The sequence below is a fragment of the uncultured Clostridium sp. genome, from assembly GCF_910588715.1.
Classification (GTDB): domain Bacteria; phylum Bacillota; class Clostridia; order Clostridiales; family Clostridiaceae; genus Clostridium.
The window spans coordinates 47,535-69,077 of sequence record NZ_CAJURG010000004.1 but is presented as its reverse complement, the minus strand read 5'-3'; the positions used below and the strand labels follow the sequence as shown (position 1 = coordinate 69,077).

The window sequence follows — 21,543 nt, the reverse complement described above, 5'->3', positions numbered from 1 at the left end:
GCGAATTCACTTCGTCCTTTTGGGATGAAGTTTTTTTTATTTTAAAATAAATGATTAAAATATGTCTTTAAGAGAATAATTTTAATAATTAATAGTTGTAAAGAAAGGAGAATTCTTATGTACAAAAAAGTAGAACTACCAAATGGTTTTGTTGGTCTTGAAAAAGAAGTAGCAAATCTTTGGACTGCAAGAAATGTTATAAAAAAGAATTTTGATATGAATCAAGATGGTGAATATTTCACTTTCTATGATGGACCTCCAACAGCAAATGGTAAGCCACACGTTGGACACGTATTAACAAGAGTTATGAAGGATATTATCCCAAGATACAAGGTTATGAAGGGGTATAAAGTTATAAGAAAGGCAGGATGGGATACTCATGGTCTTCCTGTAGAACTTGAAATAGAAAAGAAGCTTGGAATTTCAGGTAAAGAACAAATCGAAGAATATGGCGTAGAAAAATTCGTTAAGGAATGTAAGGATAGCGTATTTACTTACGTAAGTATGTGGGAAAAGATGACTAATCAAATTGGTTATTGGGTTAATATGGAAAATCCATATGTAACTTATCATAATCCATATATTGAATCAGTTTGGTGGGCATTAAAACAAATGTGGGATAAAGGACTTTTATATGAAGGTCACAAGGTAATGCCATATTGCCCAAGATGTGGAACAGCATTATCATCTCACGAAGTTGCACAAGGATATAAAGATGTTAAAGATTTAACTTGTATTGCTAAATTTAAAGTTGAAGGGGAAGATAACAAGTACATATTAGCTTGGACAACAACTCCTTGGACATTACCTTCAAACTTAGCTTTATGTATAAACAAAGCTTATACTTATATAGAAGCAAAAGTTGGAGATGAAATATTAATATTAGCTAAAGATTTAGCAGATAAGGTTTTAGGAGAAGATTACGAAATAGTTAGAGAATTCTCTGGAGCTGAACTTTTAGGAACTAAATATGAACAATTAATGCCTTTTGGTAAAGTAGAGGGAAAAGCTTTTGAAGTAATTCATGGTGATTACGTTACTTTATCAGACGGTACAGGTATAGTTCATATAGCACCTGCATATGGTGAAGACGATAGTTTAGTAGCAAAAGCTAATGGAATTACTTTCATTAACTTAGTTGATAGAGAAGGTAGATTTGTAGAAGATGTTACTCCTTGGGCTGGAAAGTTCGTTAAAAAATGTGATGAAGGTATTTGTAAATGGTTAGAAGAAAACAATAAGTTGTTTAAATCTGAAAAGCATTTACACTCATATCCACATTGTTGGAGATGTGACACTCCACTTCTTTATTATCCAAAAGAAAGCTGGTTTGTTGCAATGACAACATTAAGAGATAAGCTTTTAGAAAATAATAATAAAATTAATTGGTATCCAGATAATATAAGAACAGGTAGATTTGGTAAGTTCTTAGAAAATGTTATTGATTGGGGTATTTCAAGAGATAGATATTGGGGAACTCCACTTCCAATTTGGGGATGTGAATGCGGACACAAAGAATGTATAGGAAGCATTGCAGAACTTAAAGAAAAGGGAATTAATGTTCCGGATGATATAGAATTACACAAACCATATATAGATAATGTACACTTAAAATGTGAAAAGTGTGGAAAAGAAATGACTAGAACTAATGAAGTAATTGACTGTTGGTTTGATTCAGGTTCAATGCCGTTTGCACAATTACATTATCCATTTGAAAATAAAGAATTATTTGATCAAAATTACCCAGCTCAATTTATATCAGAAGCTGTTGACCAAACAAGAGGATGGTTCTATACTTTACTTGCAATTTCAACTGCTATATTTGATAGAAATCCGTTTGAAAACTGTATAGTTTTAGGGCATGTTCTTGATAAAAAAGGTTTAAAGATGTCAAAATCTAAGGGTAATGTTGTAGATCCATTTAAAGTATTAGATGCACAAGGTGCAGATGCTACTAGATGGCATTTCTATACTGCCAGTGCTCCTTGGTTACCAACAAGATTCTCTATAGATGATGTTGGAGAAGCAGGAAGAAAATTCATGGGAACATTATGGAATGTTTATTCATTCTATGTTTTATATGCTGAATTAGATCAATTTAATCCATTAAAGTATGGTGAATTTGTATCAGAAAACGTAATGGATAAATGGATTATGTCAAAGCTTAATACACTAGTTAAAGATATTGATTCTATGCTTGATTCATACCAAATAACTCAAGCTGCATTAGCTATAGAAAGTTTTACTGATGAATTATCAAACTGGTATGTAAGAAGAAATAGAGGTAGATATTGGTCTGAGGAATTAACAGATGATAAAATAGGTGCTTATGTAACTTTATATAAAGTATTAACTACTTTAATTAAAGTAGCAGCTCCATTTGTTCCATTTATTACAGAAAATATTTATCAAAACTTAGTGGTTGGATTAGATGAAAATGCACCAGAAAGCATTCACTTATGTAGTTGGCCAGAAGTTGATGAAAGTGCTATAGATAAAAACTTAGAAAAGGAAATGGATTTAGCTTATACAATAGTTAAGCTTGGAAGAAGTGCAAGAAATGGTGCTAATATTAAAAATAGACAGCCACTTTCTAAAATGTTAGTTTCTACAGATTCACTTCCAGAATATTACGGAGAAATAATAACAGATGAGTTAAATATAAAAGCTGTTGAATTTGGTGCTGACCTTTCTACTCATGTTAACTTTGAAATTAAGCCAAATCTGCCAGTACTAGGAAAAGCATATGGTAAGCTAATACCTGGAATAAGAAAAGAAATAGCAACAAAAAATCAAATGGAATTAGCTCAAACTATTCAAAATGGTGGAGTTGTTGTTATTAATGTTAACGGAACAGAAATTGAATTAAATAAGGAAAACTTATTAGTTACTATGCAAGGGCTAGAGGGTTATGCATTTGCTGGTGAAGGTTCAATTGGTGTTGTTTTAGATACTCATATTTCAGAAGAACTTAAAGAAGAAGGTCATTTAAGAGAAATAATTTCTAAGATTCAAAATATGAGAAAAGATAAAGGGTTTGAGGTTGCAGATAAAATTAAATTATATGTATCAGATAACGAAATGTTATTAGATGTAATTAAAAAGTTTAATGAAGTTATTAAGAAGGAAACCTTAACTCAAGAAATAGTTTACAATCAAGAAGCTGATTATTCAGAAACAGTTATAAATGGTGAAAAGTTAAATATGACTGTAGAAGTGATTAGATAGTTTTAGCTTTGTTACAAAGGGTAGGGATTAAGTAATAATTCCTATCCTTTTTTCAAACAATAATATCATAATTAAATAATAGTATTAAATTACATAATTTTTTTATTACTAATAAATAGTTTCAACTATTTATTGAAAAAATGTAAAAAATAATCAAATTCGTTGTATTGATTTTAAAAAAAAGGTATAATTAATAATTAAAATGAAAATGGAGTGATGTTGATATGGCTACTTCTATAAAAGATGTTGCTAGAGAAGCAGGCGTTTCAATAGCTACGGTATCTAGAGTATTAAATGATATAGATGTTGTTAATGAGGATACTAAAAAGAAGGTATTAGATGCTATTAAAAAGCTTGGATATAGACCGAATATTGTTGCAAGAAGTTTAAAGACACAAAGAACAAAAACTGTTGGAATACTAGTTCCTGATATTTCAAGTGGATTTTATCCAGAAATAGTTAGAGGAGCAGAGGATGTTGCCAATATTTATGATTATAATGTAATATTATGTAATTCTGATTTTGACTATGACAAAGAAAAAGATTATTTAAGAGTTCTTAAAGAAAAAATGGTTGATGGTGTTATATATATGAGTTCTTGTTTAGAAGAAGAAACTTTAGATATAATAAATGAATTAGATTTAAAAACTGTTCTTGCAGAATCTAAAGATAAAGAAGGAAAATTACCAAGTGTAATTATAGATAATATACAAGCATCATATGAAGCCACAAAGAGTTTAATTGATAATGGATTAAAAAATATTGCCTTTGTTGGAGTAAGTAAGGATGCTGCTAATGCTTGGGGAGAAAGACATAAGGGATATGAAAAGGCATTAGAGGAAAATGGTCTTTCTATTGATGAAGATTTGGAGTTCCTTAAAGATTTGAAGGTCAATAGTGGATATAAGGCTGTTGAGAAATTCTTAGCTACTGGTAAAAAGTTTGATGGTGTAATATGTTCATCTGATGAAATTGCTATGGGTGTAATTAATGCATTAAGAGAAAATGGAATAAATGTTCCAGAAGATGTAAGTGTAGTGGGCTTTAATGATAATGCTGTTGCATCATATTTTTATCCTAAGATAACTACAGTTAAACAACCAAGTTATGATATGGGATCAGTTGCTATGAGAATGCTTATTAAAATATTAAACAATAAGCCTTTAGAACAAGATCAATATGTATTAGATTATAAATTAATAAAAAGAGAAAGTTCTAAATAACTTATTAACTATCTTTAATTTTAGTATAAAAATTAAAGATAGTTAATTTTTTATAAAATTTTGTTGAAGTAATAGGAAAAAAATGATATAATAGTATTAATTTGATAACGTTTACTAAAAGCAGTTATTTTTAAATAGGGTACACAGTCAATTAGGTATAGATAATTTTATAATGGGATTCGAGAATTATGGTGTAATAAAAGTTATCAAATTTATAGAGTAAAATAATTGCTATTTTGGTATTTAGAATAAAAGAGGGTAGTTTTAACTATCCTCTTTTTTCTATTTATTAAATTATTCCTTCAGTTTTTAATAAGTTTTCTAGTTTTTGTACTTTTTCTGTTAGAGTAATAAACTTTTCTTTTATTATAGTGTTTGTTTCATTTCCTTCACTAATGCAATTTTCCATTTCTTCTACAGCTTTTAATGCGTCATCAATATCCATTTGAGCTAATTTTAAATTTGATTCTTTCATGGGCGTATCTCCTTTGTTATGTAAATAAAAGGTTTAAAAATACTTTTTTATAAATAATAAAAATATATATTAATTTAATAAAAGATTATTAAATTAATACTTGCAATTTTTAAGTTAAACTTATGTTTATATCTTTATCCTATCACTAATAAATAGGTGTTGCAAGGCATATATTGTAAAGAAAAAATAAGTAGGAGGAAGTAAAAAATGATTAACTATATATGGTTTATAATGATTTTTTTGGGGTTATTAGTTGGGATATTTACAGGAAACGGTGAGGGAATTTCTAATTCAATAATAAGTTCTATTGATACTACAGTTACTTTTATTATAGGACTTGTTGGATTAATGTGTTTTTGGTGTGGAGTTATGAAGGTTGCACAAAATAGTGGATTTACTGAAAAATTAGCAAAACTTATGAAACCTATATTAAAGCTTATATTTAAAGATGCAGCTAAAGATGAAAAAGCATTAGGAGCTATAGTTATGAACATAACAGCAAATATGATGGGGCTTGGAAATGCTGCGACTCCTTTTGGAATTAAAGCTATGGAAGAAATGGATAGATTAAATTCGGAAAAAGGAACAGCAAGTAATGATATGGCATTATTTTTAGTTTTAAATGCTGCTTGTATTCAGTTAGTTCCATCAACTGTATTATCTATAAGAGCAGCAGCAGGTTCTTCAAATCCAGGGGTGATAATACTTCCTGCCATAATATCTACAGGTATAGCAGCAATTGTTGGTGTAATTTGTTGTAAAATTTTACAAAGATATTTTTAAGGTGGGAGGTGAATAAATGTTTAACTATATAACTAAGAGCATTATTCCAATAATAGTTTTAATTATTATAACTTATGGAATGATAAAGGGAAGAAAAGTATATGATTGGTTTATAGAAGGGGCAAAGGAAGGACTAAAGGTGTGTTTAAATATTTTTCCCTACCTTTTAGCAATGATAATAGCTGTACAGATATTTAGAGAAGCTAAGCTTTTAGATATATTAAATAATGCTATTTCGCCAATTTGTAATTTAATTGATTTGCCTAAAGAAGTTGTTCCTTTAGTTTTAATTAAGCCACTTTCAGGTAGTGGTGCAATGGGAATATTTACGGATATTTTAAAAAATTATGGTGCAGATACTCCAATAGGATTAATATCTTCTGTAATTATGGGAACTACAGAAACTATATTTTATACTGTAACTGTATATTTTGGGGCAGTTAAAATAAAAAAAACACGTCATACAGTATGGGCTGCAATAATGGCAGATATGACTGCAATTATTATGGCAATTCTTATGGTAAAACTTATGATATTATAGATATTTAGTTAATTAGAATAAAAAGTGAAATATTAATGTCATTATTTAATGAATAAAAATTTTTATTATTTTAAGTATTCATTATTTATGAATTAATATTTCATTTTTTATAATTAATTTAAGGTATTAATATGGTTATAGTGAGATAATATGTAAAATTTTTAATGCAATATAAAAAATTTAGAGATATAATATTACTAAAAATAAATGGGTGGAGAAATTATTATGAGGGAAGAAAAATTTTATATTGTAAACGAAAAATCATTACCGGATATATTTAAAAAAGTAATTGAAGTAAAAGAGAATATTGAACTTGGTAATGCCAAGGATATAAGTGAAGCTATAAAATTAGTTGGAATTAGCAGAAGTACATATTATAAATATAAGGATAATGTATTTTTAATGTCACAAGATATGAAATCTAAAAAAGTGACTTTAATATTATTAATGACTCATAAGCTAGGAGCTTTATCTAGAGTTTTAGATTGTATTGCACTTTATAAGGGAAATATACTAACTATAAATCAAGATATTCCAATAAATTTATCAGCTAATGTTACAGTTACAATTGATATTTCTAATATGGAAAAAAGTGTTAAGTACTTAGCGGCAAAACTAAATTCTTTACCCTATGTTAGAAATGTTAAATTATTAGCTGCAGAATAGGAAAAAGTAGTATTATAAAATATTTATATAAAGGAGATATTCTAATGATAAAAAATATTTATAAAATAAATAGAAATAATCTTTTAGATAAGATTAAAGATAATTCTATGGTGATTTTATTTGCGGGAAAAGCCATTCAAAAAACTGGGGATCAAAATTATCCCTTTACTCCAAATAGAAATTTTTATTATTTAACAGGAATAAAAGAAGAAGAACATATATTAGTTATGTCAAAAATTAATGGAGTAAAGTCATCTAAGCTTTATATAAAGGATATTAATTTAGAACTTGAAAAATGGAATGGAAAGACTATTAGAAAAGAAGAAGCAATTGAAGTTTCAGCAGTAGATGAAGTTAAATTTAAGAGTCAATTTGATGCTGATATTCATGGAATGATTACAATGAAGGAAGAAATAAATATTTATTTAGATTTAGAAAGAATTGGTTTAAATGGTAATGAAAAAATATCTCATAAATTTGCTAATGAAATAGTTATTAAATATCCTCAAGTTAGAGTAAATAATATTTATAGAAAAATTGGAGAATTAAGACTAAGAAAGTCAGATGAAGAAGTAGAGAAAATTAAAAAAGCCATAGAAATCACAAAGAGCGGTATTGAAAGGTTAATGACTGAAGCACGTATAGGAATGAAAGAATATGAATTAGAAGCATACTTTGATTTTAATTGTAAACTAAAGGGGGCTACAGATTTAGCTTTTACAACTATAGCAGCAGCAGGAAAAAATGCTACAACATTGCATTACATTGATAATAATGCAGAACTTAAAGATAATGATTTAATTCTTTTTGATTTAGGAGCAGAATATAATTGCTATAACGCAGATATATCAAGAACTTTTCCTGTTAATGGTAAGTTTACAGTGAGACAAAAAGAAGTTTATAATTCGGTTTTAAAAGTAAATGAGGAAATTATTAAATCAATTAAACCAGGAATGAGATATAAAGATATAAATGAAAAGGCAACTGATTTAATAGCTGATGAGTGTATAAAACTAGGACTTATAGAAGATAAAAAGGATGTTAAAAAATATTATTATCATAGTATTGGTCATAGTTTGGGAATGGATACTCATGATATTGAAACTCCTCATAGAGATATAACCTTTGAGCCTGGTGTTGTATTTACTGTTGAACCAGGAATATATATCAAAGAAGAAGGTATAGGAATTAGAATAGAAGATGATATATTAGTAACAGAAGATGGAGCTATAAATTTATCAAGTGATATAATAAAAACTGTAGATGAGATTGAAGCATTTATGAAAAAAGCTAAAAATTAAAAAAGTTATAAAATGGTATTGCAAATATTATTGGTTGATTATATAATCAAGTTATTAAATAACAAAAGTGAATAACTTAGGATAGAGGCGCGAAAGTTAAGAGTATTATTGATGAGGAAAGCACTGTGATTCAATAAGAAAGGAGCAATCGCCGAAGTATACAACTAATGCTTTAAGGTTGTATAACTGGGAGTACATAAAATATATGTACTACTGTCACAAAATTTTTTGTGGTGAGCTATCATTTGAGACTTGTATTTTATATTTTTTTGTATATGCAAGACCTTGAGTGTTAACTCAAGGTCTTTTTTGTTAGTTTGGGGTATCCTTATTATTCGCTTTTAAATTAATGAAGGGGGAAATAAAAGTGAAAAAAAGAAGTTTTAAAATTTTATTACTTACAATGTTAGTATTTATACTTTCAACTACAGTTGCATTTGCAGCAGAAACACAAGAAGCGGCTGTGAATGCAAACAGATTTGGAATATGGACATTAATTCCACCAATAGTAGCAATAGTATTAGCATTTATAACAAAAAACGTTGTTATTTCTTTGTTTATAGGAATTCTATCGGGAAGCTTTTTAGTTAGTCTTACAGGACATAATGTATTAGGTGCATTTATACAGGCGTTTTTGGATTTTGTAAATAGGGCATTAAATTCTCTTGCGGATCCATGGAATGCAGGAATAATTCTTCAAGTATTGGCTATTGGAGGAGTTATTAATTTAGTTGCCAAAATGGGCGGTGCAAAAGCAATAGCAGAAGCCTTATCTAAGAAAGCTAAAACTGTAAAAAGTACTCAATTAACAACATGGCTTTTAGGATTATGTGTATTTTTTGATGATTATGCAAATTCGTTAATAGTTGGGCCTATAATGAGACCTGTAGCAGATAAAATGAAAATATCAAGAGAAAGATTAGCATTTATAATAGATGCAACTGCAGCCCCAGTAGCAGGACTAGCTATTATATCAACTTGGATTGGTTTAGAAGTAAGTTTAATTGGAGAAGGCTTTAATTCAATTGGATTAGATGCAAGTGGCTTTGGAGTTTTTATTCAAACAATACCTTACAGATTTTATAATATATTAATATTAGCATTTATAGTAATAACAGCTTTAACTTTAAAAGAGTTTGGTCCAATGAGAAAAGCAGAAATTGCAGCAAGAAATAGAAATAAATCTTTTAAGGATGAAGTGGCAGTTGAAAAAACAGCTGAAATGGATGAATTAGAACCAAAGACGGGAGTTAAACTTAGTGTTTGGAATGCAATTATTCCAATTGGAGCTTTGATAATTTCGGCATTAATAGCATTTTATTATAGCGGCTATAGTACTATAATGAGTGGAGAATTATCAGAAATAAAAGAGATAATGATTAATTCACCATTTTCATTTAGAGGAATAATGGAAGCATTCGCAGCTTCAGATGCTTCTATAGCATTATTTCAATCAGCATTATTTGCTTCTATAGTTGCAATTTTAATGGGAGTTTGTAAAAAAATATTTACTTTAAGTGAAGCTATTGAAGTATGGGTTGATGGAATGAAGGGGCTAATAATAACTGGTGTTATATTAATATTAGCTTGGTCATTAGGTTCTGTAATTAAAGAACTTGGAACTGCATATTATTTAGTAGAAGTATTAAAAGGAGCAATACCAGCATTTTTATTACCAAGTTTAATATTTATTTTAGGAGCAGTAATTTCATTTTCTACAGGAACTGCATATGGAACAATGAGTATATTAATGCCACTTGCAATTCCGCTTGGATATTCAATAAATCCAGAAATGTCATTTGTAGTAGTTTGTACAAGTGCTGTATTAACAGGAGCTATATTTGGTGATCATTGTTCACCAATATCCGATACAACTATACTTTCTTCAATGGGAGCTGGATGCAATCATATTGAACATGTTAAAACACAAATGTGGTATTCATTATTTGTTGCTAGTGTAGCTATTTTATTTGGATACATTCCATGTGGATTTGGAGCTCCTATATATATAGTATTACCAATTTCATTCATTGCATTATATATTGGTGTTCTGATATTTGGTAAAAGGGTTGAAGAAGCTTAAGTAATAAAAAATAAAATAAAAAGGGCTATATTAAAAGGTTGTGCAAAAGCACAACCTTTTTTGATAATAGAAATTTTGTGAAAAAGTAAAATAAATTATTATAAAATTTAATAACACAATTAATTATTTATGAGGTGGTGGTGTTATTAATTTATTAACTAATATTGAAATTACTATTCCTAATAACGTTTCTATTATTCTGTTACTTGCATAAAATAATGGATCACTATAGGCATGAGCTGTAGTAACTCCAAGAAATGCGATACATGTAATATTAATAGCTCCTGGTCTTTTTAAAAGATTACATAAATAAATCATTAAAATAATACCTGATGCAATAATTAAGTATATTACTATTTTTGCTATATATTGATTTGACATATGAACTTCTAATGATCTAAATAAGAAAAGAAATACTAAACCAAAACTAGCGCCCAATATTGTTCCTGCCCCTCTATTTATTCCAGTATGAATGGAATTATAAACAGTATCTTGTAAACAAATTACAGCTGTAAGACAGGCAAAAAACGGTTCATTAGGCAAAAGTAATAAGCATAAAAAAACAGCTATACCTGATTTTATTGTTCTAAGTCCAATTTTAGGAAATTTAAAGTTATTCATATAAAGCCCTCCTATCCCTTAAGATATTATAGCCAATAATTTATTAAATTTCATTATTATAAGGAGTGTTTTTATTGCAATATAGCAAATTATTTTATAATTTATCTATTAATAAGTTTTAAATTTTACTTAAAGTGGAGATAATAAAAAAATATATAATTAACTTTAGAAGACATTTTAAATTATGTTTAATTTGTTGACAGTTTTTATGTTTTAGAATATTATAAAATAAATGCATAGAAGAGAATAGTAATTTAGGAATATATCTAAAGAGAGCTAGAGATGGTGAAAACTAGCGATATTGAACTTTATGAATATGGACTTGGAGCAGATTATCTGAGCTTTTATTGTTAGGATAATACGGTAGCAACCGTTATATTGCAGGGTGATGATAGTCACCTAGTGAGATATTTATTGTGAAGTAAATATAAAAATAGAGTGGTAACGCGTATATAACGCCTCTATATAGGTAAATAAGCCTATATAGAGGTTTTTTTATTATTAGTATTTAAGTTAAATTAATTTTAAGAATTTTATCTATAAATTTTTAGACTTAAGTTATAAAAGTAGGAGGCAGAGAAATGACAAAAAAACCATATTATATAACTACGCCAATTTATTACCCATCAACTAAATTGCATATAGGTAATACTTATACAACAGTTGCAGCAGATGCTTTAGCTAGATTTAAAAGATTAAATGGCTATGACGTAATGTTTTTAACAGGAACTGATGAGCATGGTCAAAAAATTCAAAGAATAGCTGAAGAAAAAGGAATAACTCCAAAAGAGCATGTTGATGAAATTGTTGCAGGAATTAAGGAACTATGGAATATGATGGACATAAGTTATGATAAATTTATAAGAACAACAGATGATTATCATAAGACAACTGTTCAAAAAATATTTAAGCAATTATATGATCAAGGAGATATATATAAATCTTCTTATGAGGGATTATATTGTACGCCATGTGAGTCTTTCTGGACTGAAACTCAATTAGTTAATGGAAATTGTCCAGATTGTGGAAGACCTGTGGAAAAATCAAAGGAAGAAGCTTATTTCTTTAAAATGAGTAAATATGCTGATAGATTAATGGAGTATATTGAAGCTCATCCAGAATTTATTCAACCAGAGTCAAGAAAAAATGAAATGGTTAATAATTTCTTAAAGCCAGGTCTGCAAGATCTTTGTGTATCAAGAACTAGTTTTAATTGGGGAGTACCAGTAACATTTGATGAAGGACATGTGGTTTACGTTTGGATAGATGCTTTATCAAACTATATATCGGCTTTAGGATATGGTACTGATAATGATGAATTATACAAAAAATATTGGCCAGCTGATGTTCATTTAATAGGTAAGGATATATTAAGATTCCACACTATTTATTGGCCTATTATGTTAATGGCATTAGGTCAAGAATTACCAAAACAAGTTTTTGGCCATGGATGGTTACTTGTTGATGGTGGAAAGATGTCAAAATCAAAAGGAAATGTTGTTGACCCAGTAGTTTTAGTTGAAAAGTTTGGTGTTGATGCAGTTAGATATTATTTATTAAGAGAAATTCCTTTTGGAGCAGATGGATTGTTTAATAATGAAATATTTATAAAGAAAATTAATTCTGATCTTTGTAATGACCTTGGTAATTTATTATCTAGAACAGTTGCCATGGTAGAAAAGTATTTTGGTGGAGTAATCCCAGCACCAACTGCTAAGGAAGATATTGATAATGAATTAATAGGTTTAGCTTTAGAAACTCCAGTTAAGGTAACAAAAGCAATTGATAACTTAAGAATTCCAGAAGCATTAGAATATATATTTGCACTTATAGGAAGAGCAAATAAATATATTGATGAAACAACTCCTTGGATACTTGCTAAAGATGAAGAAAAGAAAGAAAGATTAGGAACAGTTTTATATAACTTAGCAGAAAGTTTAAGATTTGCCTCAGTATTATTATCTGCATTTTTACCAAGTACAAGTGAAAAAATTAATGCTCAATTAAATATAACTACAACAACTTGGGATTCGTTATCAGGATTTGATGGAACAACTCCAGGAACTGAAGTTAAAAAAGGTGAAGCTTTATTTCCAAGAATAGATGTATCAAAAACTTTAGAAGAGTTAGAAGCTATGAGAATAGCTCAATTAGAAGCTAACAAACCAAAAGAAGAGTATAAGATGCAACCAATTAAAGAAGAAATAACTATTGAAGATTTTGAAAAAATAGATTTAAGAGTAGTTAAAGTATTAGAATGTGAACCAGTTAAAAAGGCTAAAAAATTATTAAAATTAAAGGTTGATTTAAATGGGGAAGAAAGACAGGTTATTTCAGGAATAGCAATGCATTATAAGCCAGAGGAGTTAGTTGGTAAATATGTAGTTTTAGTTGCTAATTTAAAACCTGTTACTTTAAGAGGTGAATTATCACAAGGAATGATTTTAGCAGCAGCGACAGATGATGACAGCATATTAAAGCTAGTAAACCCAAGTGAATTACCAACAGGAAGTATTGTAAGATAAAAAAATAAATAAAAAAACCTAGAGTTATCTCATTTGGGGGACGAATAACTCTAGGTAACCAATTTTTAAAATAACTTCTTAATCATAATAATTATATGATGGAAGTAGTGTTTAAAGATGGTTTTAGGGGTAAATAATAATGCTTTAACTACTTTACAAATATTATATTAAACTTTAATTGTGTCAATTAGGTGTCAAATTTTTAAAGGAAATATTAATAATTTATTTTTAACTTAAAATTTATTTTTTAATAAATTTTACTAAGAAGGAGAAATTAAAATGGAATTTAAATATGAAATTTTTGATACTCATTCACACTATGATGATGAGGAATTTGATGAAGATAGAGATGAGGTTTTAAATCAAATAAAGGATGCTGGAGTAATTGGAATTTTAAATTGTGCCTGTTCTAAAAATAGTTTAAAAACTACAAATGAATTAACTTTAAAGTATGATTTTATTTATGGAGCACTTGGAATTCATCCTAGTGATGCAAATGATTATGATGAAAATGTGAAGAATGAAATAATTAATTTATATAAGAGTAATAAAAAAATTATAGCTATAGGTGAAATTGGATTAGATTATTATTGGGATGAAAATCCAGATAAAGAAATTCAAAAAAGAGTATTTAGAGAGCAAATGAAATTAGCCGAAGAATTAAATTTACCTGTAGTAATTCATGATAGAGATGCTCATAAGGATACTTTAGAGATAATGAAAGAGTTTCCAAATGTAAGGGGAAGTGTGCATTGTTTTTCTGGTAGTGTTGAATTTGCAAAAGAGTGTGTAAAATTAGGATATTATATAGGAATTACTGGAGTAGTTACTTTTAAAAATGCAAAGAAGATTTGTGATGTTGTAAAAGGAATTCCTCTTAATAGATTATTAGTAGAAACTGATTGTCCTTATATGGCTCCATCACCAAATAGAGGAAAAAGGAATAAATCAGATTATATTGCATATATAATAGAGAAAATAGCTGAGATAAAGGAAATTAGCTCAAAAGAGGTAAATTTGGCTGTAAATGACAATTTCCATAGCTTGATTCATAATAGAAAATAAAGTAAAATAAATATTAACAATTGTAAAAAAATAGAAAAGTAAATCTATATCAACCAAACTTCAAACTGTAAAAACGCCATTATTTTTTTATTTCAATTAATGTTTATACGCATATGAATGCATTTTAGGCAGTTTCATTAAAACGAGAGTGGTTAATTTGACAAAAACAAGAATTATTTATATAATTCAATGGTCACTCTTGCCAGGGGAGGTTAAATGTAGATGATTGCAAATTGGAAAGAAAATTTTAAAAATAATTTTTCTAATAGTCCTAAGGCAAAAATAATGGTAGGTGTTATTGGAGTATTAATTATAGCATTAACAATAACATTTACATGTATAAGAAAAAATATAATAGTAATTATAGACGGAAAAGAAGAAGCATTTATAACATATAAGGGGACTGTTAAAGATGTACTTGATGAAAATGGGATAGAAATAGCTCATAAAGATAAGGTACAACCAGCTTTAAATGAAAAAATATCATCAAAAGATATTATTACAATTAAAAAAGCTGTGAAAGTAGAAATGGCAGTTGCAAACAAAACAATTGTTTTAAAAACTGCAGAAAATACTGTAGGGGACATGATAGAAGCTGAAAAGGAAGAATTATTGGTTGAAGGAATTGAATTTATTAATGGTGTTGATGAAATAACACCATCACTAGATACTGAAATATCAGATAATCTTGCAGTTAAAATAGTTAAAGTTGAAGTATTAAATGAAGTTGCTTCTGAAATTATTAATTATGAAACAATAGTTGAAGAAGATAAAACTTTAGATATTAATACAGAAAGTGTAAGACAAGCTGGTGAAACAGGAGAAAAAGAAATAACTTATAAAGTTGTTAAAAAAGATGGCGTTGAAGTATCTAGAGAAGTAATTCAATCAAAGGTTACCAAGGAACCTGTAAATGAAATTATAGCTCAAGGAACAAGAAAAGTATTTGCTAGTAGAGATGGTAAGATGGAATATAAGGATTTAATTTATTGTGAATCTACTGCTTATTCAGGAGACCCTATTACTGCAACTGGAACAGTACCAGTTTACAATCCAGGGGGGATAAGCACAATAGCTGTTGATCCAAGAGTAATACCATTAGGTTCTTTAGTTTATGTAGAGAATTATGGAAAAGCAATTGCAGCAGATACAGGTGGACTTATAAAGGGAAATATTATAGATGTATTTCTTAATTCAAGTGCGGCATGCAAATCTTGGGGAAGAAAATATAACGTACCAGTATATATTTTAGCCTACCCAGGAGAATGGTAAAGTAAAGAAGACAATATCAAAACTTTATTGTTTTGATATTGTCTTTTTTTTAAAAGTATTAACTAAAACTTTTATATTATAACTAATTAAAGGTTTGACATAATAGAAATATGGGGATAAATTAATAAGAGATAATAAAGGAAAGGAAAAGAGGGCTTGTGATTAAAGAAGTTATTGTTGTTGAAGGAAAAGATGATGTAGCTGCTGTTAAAAAAGCGGTTGATGCAGAGATGATAGCTGTTGGTGGTTTTGGTATAAATGCAAAAGTTATTTCTAGAATAAAAGAAGCACAAAAAAGAAAAGGTGTTATAGTTTTAACTGATCCAGATTTTGCTGGAGAAAAGATAAGAAAGATAATAGCTAAAAGAGTTCCTGGAATAAAGCATGCATACATTGCTCAAGAAGATGGAATTAAAGATGATGATATAGGAGTAGAAAATGCTACACCAGAAGTTATAATAGAAGCTTTAAATAGGGCAAAGGTTACTATTGAAGTTAAAGAAAATATATTTGATATGCAAGATATGTTTTTCTTTAAATTAAATGCAGACAAAAATGCAAAAGAAAGAAGAATAAAGCTTGGAAATAAATTGGGAATTGGTTATGGAAATGCAAATCAAATGTTATCAAGGTTAAATAATTATGGTATTACAAAAGAAGAGTTTATAGAAGCAATTAATTATGTTGATAAAGAATTGGAAGGAAAGAAATAGATGGATATAAAAGATGTAAAAACTGCTGAGTTGGTTAAGAAATATAATTTTAAGTTTTCAAAAAGCTTAGGACAAAATTTCCTAGTTGATGATTCTGTTCCTAGAGATATAGTTGCAGGTGCAGATGTTAATAAGGAAGATTTAGCGATCGAAATAGGCCCAGGGGTTGGAACATTAACAGCTCAGTTATTAAAAACTGCAAAAAGAGTAGTTGCAATAGAACTAGATAATGATTTAATTCCTATATTAAATGAAGAATTAGGAGATAATCCTAATTTTACTCTTATACATAATGATGCCTTAAAGGTAGATTTTAATGAAGTTATAGGTAATGAAAAGAGTGTAAAATTAGTTGCAAACTTACCTTATTATGTAACAACACCTATAATAGTTAAATTACTTAAAGAAGGATATAATTTTAAATCCTTAACAATAATGATACAAAAAGAAGTTGCTGAAAGAATGAATGCAGAACCTGGAAATAAAGATTATGGGGCATTATCTTTATTAGTACAATATTATTGTAACACTAGTATAGTAAGAAGGGTCCCACCTAATTGCTTTATTCCAAGACCTAAGGTAGACTCAATTGTTATTAGACTTGATAGGCTAGATGAACCTAAAGTTAAGGTTGATAATGAAAAACTATTTTTTGATATTATAAGAAATTCATTTAATATGAGAAGAAAAACTTTATGGAATGGAGTTAAAAGTATAGGACCTGCAAAGGAAAAGTTAGAAGAGGCATTTGAAAAGGCTGGAGTTGATCCAAAGAGAAGAGGAGAAACTTTATCTATACAAGAATTTGCAACATTATCAAATTGTATAAATGAAATTTTATAGATTATTCATATAAAAGGCCACTACTAAATTTAATAACATATTTCAATATATAAAACATATAATATATGGAATTAATATAAAGTGGGGGTTCTAGAAAGTGGCAAGCAATAATAGGTTGTATAGAAACTTCGTAATATTACAAGAGGATGAGCGTGGGTATTCAAATTCTAGCGATAAATCATTATCTGGGTATTCTAAGATAGAAGCAAAGGGAGATAAGTGTAAAATATCCTTTTATGCACAAAATCTTAAAAAAGATAGTGATAGTTATTATATGATGATTATTTGTTGTAAAAAGGATATGAAACAAATAATTAATTTAGCTCCAATAGAAGTAAGTGAGACAGGAAAAGCAGAGGCAACTAAGGAGTATAACATATCAAATATTGGTGGTTTAGATATACAATTTGATAAGATATCTGGTACAGCAATAGCTAAAATAAAAGATGGAATACCTATATTTGTAATGTGCGGTTTTTTAAATGGACAACAGCCATCAGAGAATTGGAAAAATTATACCTTAGTAAAAGCTAAGGAAGTTAGGGTAAGGGCAACAGAAAAGGTTGCTGAAAAAGAACATAAAAAAGATTCAAGAAAGCCAGAAATTAAGATAGAAAAATCTAAAGAAAAATCAAAGGAAAAGTCTGCTTTAGAAGCTAAAGTGATTGAAGAAACAATTTTAGAAAATACTGAAAGAATTGAGGAAGCTCCTAAAGAGGTAATTGAAGTAGAAGAAAATCAAGAAAGTGAAAACATTAAAGAAGATAAGGAGATTTACTTCCAAAAGGAAAATTTACGAGGGAAGTTTGAAGATTATGAAGATGAGATAGAATCTAATAAGGAATTTGACCCTATTAATGGTAAAATAAGAGGTAGTATAGGAGAATATTTTGAATCTATAGTTGAAGGATTTGAAAAAGATTATGATAGTATAGATGAGTTAAAGTATACTAAGTGGTATAAAGTAGCTGTACATGATTTACACGAAATGTGCAATATGTCAAACTACAATAAATATACATTAGCTTACTATCCAATGTTAAATTACTATCCTTATATAAAGAAATATGGATACTTTATGCTTGGCTACAAATGTGATTCTCAAGGAAATCTAAAACATATAATTTATGCAATTCCGGGTAAAAAGGATAAGGATGAACAACCTTATGATGGAAGAACTGGATTTGTTACATGGGTTAATTTAAACGGTAAAGAAGACGATGGATGTTGGTTAATGTTTTATGATTTTAAAAATTCTACGGTAGTTGTACCTATGAAATAATAAAATTTTAGATAAAAACATATGCTAAGCCAAAGAAATATAAGATAATAAATAAAGCAAATTGCTAAGATTGGAATAAAGTATTATAATTATCTTATTAGGAGAAGCATAAGCTTCTCCTATTATTTTAGTATAAAAGTAAAGGGAGAAGCGGATGTTAAGAAGTTTTAAAAAACATATTTTATTAGGAATTTTAATAATAATTGTATTAAGTTTTTCGGGATGTACTGTAATAGAAAGCATAGAAAAAAAATTAGGATTAAGAAATGATTACTTTGATTTTTTAAATTCTAATGAAATAGAACAAATAAGCATACAAAGTACTAGAGATACTGGTTTTAAATTTATAGTAACTGATGAGAGTGCTATTAAGGAAATGTCAAGTTTTTTATCAAAAGCTAAAGTAAGTGAAAATAAATCAAGCTTAGATCCTGACTATAAATTTGAATTTGATTTAGGAGATGAGGTTAAAGAGTTTTATTATGTTGTGGAAACTGAAGAAGGAAATTTTTATAATGATGAGCATACTTTCTCTGTTTCAAAAAGGCTTGATGAAGCGATTATAAAAAACCTTTCTTTTATAAGGAAGCCTAGAGATTTTGATTATGTATATTATCAATGTATTTTAGATGTACTGCAATCTGTTAGTAGAGATAATGATATTCGTGATTATAAAGTTGGTATTAATATAAAAGGGGATGTAGATTGCTTAAAGTATGTGTTTTCTAATGATTTAAATAAGTTTATGGGAAAGGTGCATCAAACTTTGCCAAATGTAGAATTAGTAGATAACAATGAAGGAGAGTTTGATATTGTATTTACTGTTAAAAATAGAGGATATGATAGTAAAAACTTTAAAACTTTAATTACTGTAACCAATAAAAAAGAAAATACAGAAAGTAAATATTATGTTGTGGCTGTTAACGAATTTAAAGAATGGGTAATACAAGTTTTAGATAGTAAACCTGACAATTGGTAAAAATAAAAAATTTTTCTCCACTTACATAACATATTAAATTTTTGGAAACAATAGTATTGAAATTTGTTAAAGGGGTTGAAATTATGAATGCAGCTGTAGATAAGGATACTTGTATTGGATGTGGATTATGTCCATCAATTTGTCCAGCAGTTTTTGAAATGGATGATGATGGTAAAGCAGTAGCACAAGTTAATCCAGTACCATCTGAAAACGAAGATGATGCAAGAGATGCAGAATCAAGTTGTCCAGTAAATGCAATAAGTCTAGATTAAAAATATACCATATAGCAGAAAGCTATATGGTATATTTTTTATAAATAATTTTTAAATTACTATTTTATAAAATTACTTAGTTATTTTATTTTAAGTTTATGTTAATGACACACTTGATTTTAATGCTTTAATTAACTGTTCTATAGGTAAAAATGCTAATAATGCTAAACAAATTAGAAGCTCACCGCCTACGGCAAATCCATTAACTGCTATTGAATAAACTATAGGAGACATGCCTGCTGGTGCATAAGAGCCAAAGAATATTATACCGGAAATAAAGTGGCAAATAAATCGTAAAAACATTCCTAATGTTGCTCCTAAATATCTATTTTTAAAAAATCCAACAATTCCTATAGCCATAAATGGCATAGGATAGTCAAATAAAACTTGAATTGGATTAAGAATATATGGATCAACAATTAATTTAAATATTCCAAATAAGAATCCTGTAAATAATCCTATTGATGGACCGTAAACAAATGAAATCAACATTATAGGAATCATACTTCCTAACGAAATACTTCCACCACCATTTGGGAGTCTATAAATTTTAAGCATATCTAAAATAAATGCAAGAGCAATAGCTAGTCCTATTCTAGCTATTAATTTTGAATCAAACTTTAATGATTTGAACTTTATAAGAGCAATAAGTAAAATTGCACAACCTATTAAAGTTATTAGCGTAAGTGGATTACTAAAAAGTGTTTTGAAATTTTCTCCTAGTGTTGCTAGAAAATTTGACATAAAAAAATACCTCCTTATTTTGCGTAAGAGGTACCGTAGCATGAGAATATAAAAACTCTATTATGGCTTTCCTACGCTGGAATTATCCAGATCAGGTTAAAAGGGTTGATGAAAATTCATCTCTCAGCCTTAGGGCACCCCTAGCAACTAAAATATAATTTAATTTTAGGTATAAATTTACAAAAAGTCAACTGTTTTATTTACCATTTGGCAAGGTTTATAATTTGTGTTACAAGAATTATTATAAAGATTAGATAAATTTATATTACTACCTATTGGCATTAGTGTTTCAAAAGAAGTTAAAGGCATTGTTATAATAGAATCATCTTCTAATAAAATAAAAGCATCGTTGCCAGTATAATCTAATATCAATCCTTTCATGATTTAACACCGTCCTAAATAATTTTATATTAGTTTGTGTATAAATAATAATAAAAATACATCCAAGAAATTTTCTTGGATGTATTTTTATAAATAAAGGTCTTTATAAACAATTTGAAATACCTTTAATGATTCTTCTATTTTGTTTTTAAGTAATTTTTTTCTATTAGAAAATTCTACTTCACCTAATGGAGTTAAAGAATAAAATTTTTGAAATTTTTTCTTAGGATCATCCCATTTACCAATAACTAATCCTTCTTTTTCTAGTTTTTTTAATAAGGGATATATTCCACCAGTACTTGGAGCCCATAATCCATTAGTTCTTTCTGATACCTTAGTTGATATTTCATTACCATTTGTTGGACCAGATTTTAATATATGAAGAACATATATCGGAAGTAATCCTTTAGTGAACACTTGCCCAACAGCTTCTTTTTCTTTTTGAACCTTTTTTAGTTCTGCAAGTTTAGCTTTATATTCATCATGTAATCTCTTTTCCTCTGCTTTTAAATCTTCAAGATTATTAAAATCAAAATCGTTCATATA

At 28.1% G+C, this 21,543-nt stretch carries 20 protein-coding genes, 2 riboswitches and 2 other annotated features (1 of these 24 cut by a window edge); of the genes, 15 read left to right on the top strand and 5 right to left on the bottom strand.

The window, feature by feature from the left end:
- Nucleotides 1–22, top strand: a binding site (T-box leader) (it extends 222 nt beyond the left edge of the window).
- A 95-nt stretch (nt 23–117) separates the two neighbouring features.
- Both ileS and QZ321_RS08185 read left to right on the top strand, forming a co-directional pair.
- Nucleotides 118–3,228 (top strand): isoleucine--tRNA ligase, encoded by a 3,111-nt coding sequence (ileS, locus tag QZ321_RS08190; RefSeq protein ID WP_291748293.1) that lies wholly within the window; start codon nt 118–120, stop codon nt 3,226–3,228.
- 224 nt (nt 3,229–3,452) lie between these two features.
- Complete coding sequence (locus QZ321_RS08185) at nt 3,453–4,451, top strand: LacI family DNA-binding transcriptional regulator (RefSeq protein WP_291748295.1); 999 nt, start codon at nt 3,453–3,455, stop codon at nt 4,449–4,451.
- 289 nt (nt 4,452–4,740) lie between these two features.
- On the opposite strand, the gene QZ321_RS08180 is transcribed toward QZ321_RS08185, so the two are convergent.
- The gene (locus tag QZ321_RS08180; protein WP_291743547.1) at nt 4,741–4,926 is read right to left on the bottom strand and encodes a hypothetical protein; all 186 of its coding nucleotides are present in this window, start codon (nt 4,924–4,926) and stop codon (nt 4,741–4,743) included.
- A gap of 207 nt (nt 4,927–5,133) precedes the next feature.
- On the opposite strand from QZ321_RS08180, the gene QZ321_RS08175 reads away from it, so the two are divergent.
- The 5 genes from QZ321_RS08175 to QZ321_RS08155 all read left to right on the top strand — a co-directional run bounded on the left by QZ321_RS08175 (nt 5,134) and on the right by QZ321_RS08155 (nt 10,300).
- Nucleotides 5,134–5,709, top strand: a complete 576-nt coding sequence (locus QZ321_RS08175) for a nucleoside recognition domain-containing protein (protein WP_291748298.1) — start codon at nt 5,134–5,136, stop codon at nt 5,707–5,709.
- 16 nt (nt 5,710–5,725) lie between these two features.
- A complete protein-coding gene (locus tag QZ321_RS08170; RefSeq protein ID WP_291748301.1) occupies nt 5,726–6,250 on the top strand; it encodes a nucleoside recognition domain-containing protein in 525 nt (174 codons plus the stop codon).
- 225 nt (nt 6,251–6,475) lie between these two features.
- Nucleotides 6,476–6,916, top strand: a complete 441-nt coding sequence (locus tag QZ321_RS08165; protein ID WP_291740567.1) for an ACT domain-containing protein — start codon at nt 6,476–6,478, stop codon at nt 6,914–6,916.
- A 44-nt stretch (nt 6,917–6,960) separates the two neighbouring features.
- A complete protein-coding gene (locus tag QZ321_RS08160) occupies nt 6,961–8,217 on the top strand; it encodes an aminopeptidase P family protein (RefSeq protein WP_291748305.1) in 1,257 nt (418 codons plus the stop codon).
- Between the two features lie 74 nt (nt 8,218–8,291).
- Nucleotides 8,292–8,466, top strand: a riboswitch (Lysine riboswitch).
- Between the two features lie 118 nt (nt 8,467–8,584).
- Complete coding sequence (locus QZ321_RS08155; protein ID WP_366512933.1) at nt 8,585–10,300, top strand: Na+/H+ antiporter NhaC family protein; 1,716 nt, start codon at nt 8,585–8,587, stop codon at nt 10,298–10,300.
- A 123-nt stretch (nt 10,301–10,423) separates the two neighbouring features.
- On the opposite strand, the gene QZ321_RS08150 is transcribed toward QZ321_RS08155, so the two are convergent.
- A complete protein-coding gene (locus QZ321_RS08150; protein WP_291740572.1) occupies nt 10,424–10,921 on the bottom strand; it encodes an aromatic acid exporter family protein in 498 nt (165 codons plus the stop codon).
- A gap of 228 nt (nt 10,922–11,149) precedes the next feature.
- Nucleotides 11,150–11,387, top strand: a binding site (T-box leader).
- A gap of 115 nt (nt 11,388–11,502) precedes the next feature.
- Here QZ321_RS08150 and metG point away from each other — a divergent pair.
- The 8 genes from metG (at nt 11,503) to QZ321_RS08110 (ending at nt 19,872) form a co-directional block, all read left to right on the top strand.
- Nucleotides 11,503–13,446 (top strand): methionine--tRNA ligase, encoded by a 1,944-nt coding sequence (gene metG, locus QZ321_RS08145; protein WP_291748309.1) that lies wholly within the window; start codon nt 11,503–11,505, stop codon nt 13,444–13,446.
- A 279-nt stretch (nt 13,447–13,725) separates the two neighbouring features.
- A complete protein-coding gene (locus tag QZ321_RS08140; protein WP_291748312.1) occupies nt 13,726–14,511 on the top strand; it encodes a TatD family hydrolase in 786 nt (261 codons plus the stop codon).
- Between the two features lie 222 nt (nt 14,512–14,733).
- Complete coding sequence (locus QZ321_RS08135) at nt 14,734–15,783, top strand: 3D domain-containing protein (RefSeq protein WP_291748316.1); 1,050 nt, start codon at nt 14,734–14,736, stop codon at nt 15,781–15,783.
- Between the two features lie 158 nt (nt 15,784–15,941).
- A complete protein-coding gene (rnmV, locus tag QZ321_RS08130; protein WP_291740580.1) occupies nt 15,942–16,496 on the top strand; it encodes a ribonuclease M5 in 555 nt (184 codons plus the stop codon).
- Entirely contained in the window at nt 16,497–17,339 is an 843-nt protein-coding gene (rsmA, locus tag QZ321_RS08125; RefSeq protein WP_291748318.1) for a 16S rRNA (adenine(1518)-N(6)/adenine(1519)-N(6))-dimethyltransferase RsmA, read from the top strand.
- Between the two features lie 97 nt (nt 17,340–17,436).
- Complete coding sequence (locus tag QZ321_RS08120; RefSeq protein ID WP_291748320.1) at nt 17,437–18,621, top strand: hypothetical protein; 1,185 nt, start codon at nt 17,437–17,439, stop codon at nt 18,619–18,621.
- A 154-nt stretch (nt 18,622–18,775) separates the two neighbouring features.
- Nucleotides 18,776–19,600, top strand: coding sequence for a hypothetical protein (locus tag QZ321_RS08115; protein ID WP_291740585.1), 825 nt, complete (start codon nt 18,776–18,778; stop codon nt 19,598–19,600).
- 83 nt (nt 19,601–19,683) lie between these two features.
- On the top strand, nt 19,684–19,872 hold the full coding sequence (locus QZ321_RS08110) for a ferredoxin (protein WP_291740587.1): 189 nt from the start codon (nt 19,684–19,686) through the stop codon (nt 19,870–19,872).
- A gap of 96 nt (nt 19,873–19,968) precedes the next feature.
- Here the strand turns inward: QZ321_RS08110 and thiT are convergent, their stop codons facing one another.
- From thiT to QZ321_RS08095, 3 genes are all read right to left on the bottom strand, one after another.
- Nucleotides 19,969–20,616 carry an energy-coupled thiamine transporter ThiT gene (thiT, locus tag QZ321_RS08105; RefSeq protein WP_291740589.1) on the bottom strand — a complete coding sequence of 216 codons (648 nt, stop codon included), beginning with the start codon at nt 20,614–20,616 and terminating at the stop codon, nt 19,969–19,971.
- Between the two features lie 51 nt (nt 20,617–20,667).
- Nucleotides 20,668–20,768: riboswitch (TPP riboswitch) on the bottom strand.
- Between the two features lie 25 nt (nt 20,769–20,793).
- Nucleotides 20,794–20,997 carry a hypothetical protein gene (locus QZ321_RS08100; RefSeq protein ID WP_291740591.1) on the bottom strand — a complete coding sequence of 68 codons (204 nt, stop codon included), beginning with the start codon at nt 20,995–20,997 and terminating at the stop codon, nt 20,794–20,796.
- Between the two features lie 87 nt (nt 20,998–21,084).
- Nucleotides 21,085–21,540, bottom strand: a complete 456-nt coding sequence (locus tag QZ321_RS08095; RefSeq protein ID WP_291740593.1) for a PadR family transcriptional regulator — start codon at nt 21,538–21,540, stop codon at nt 21,085–21,087.
- Between the last annotated feature and the right edge of the window lie 3 nt (nt 21,541–21,543).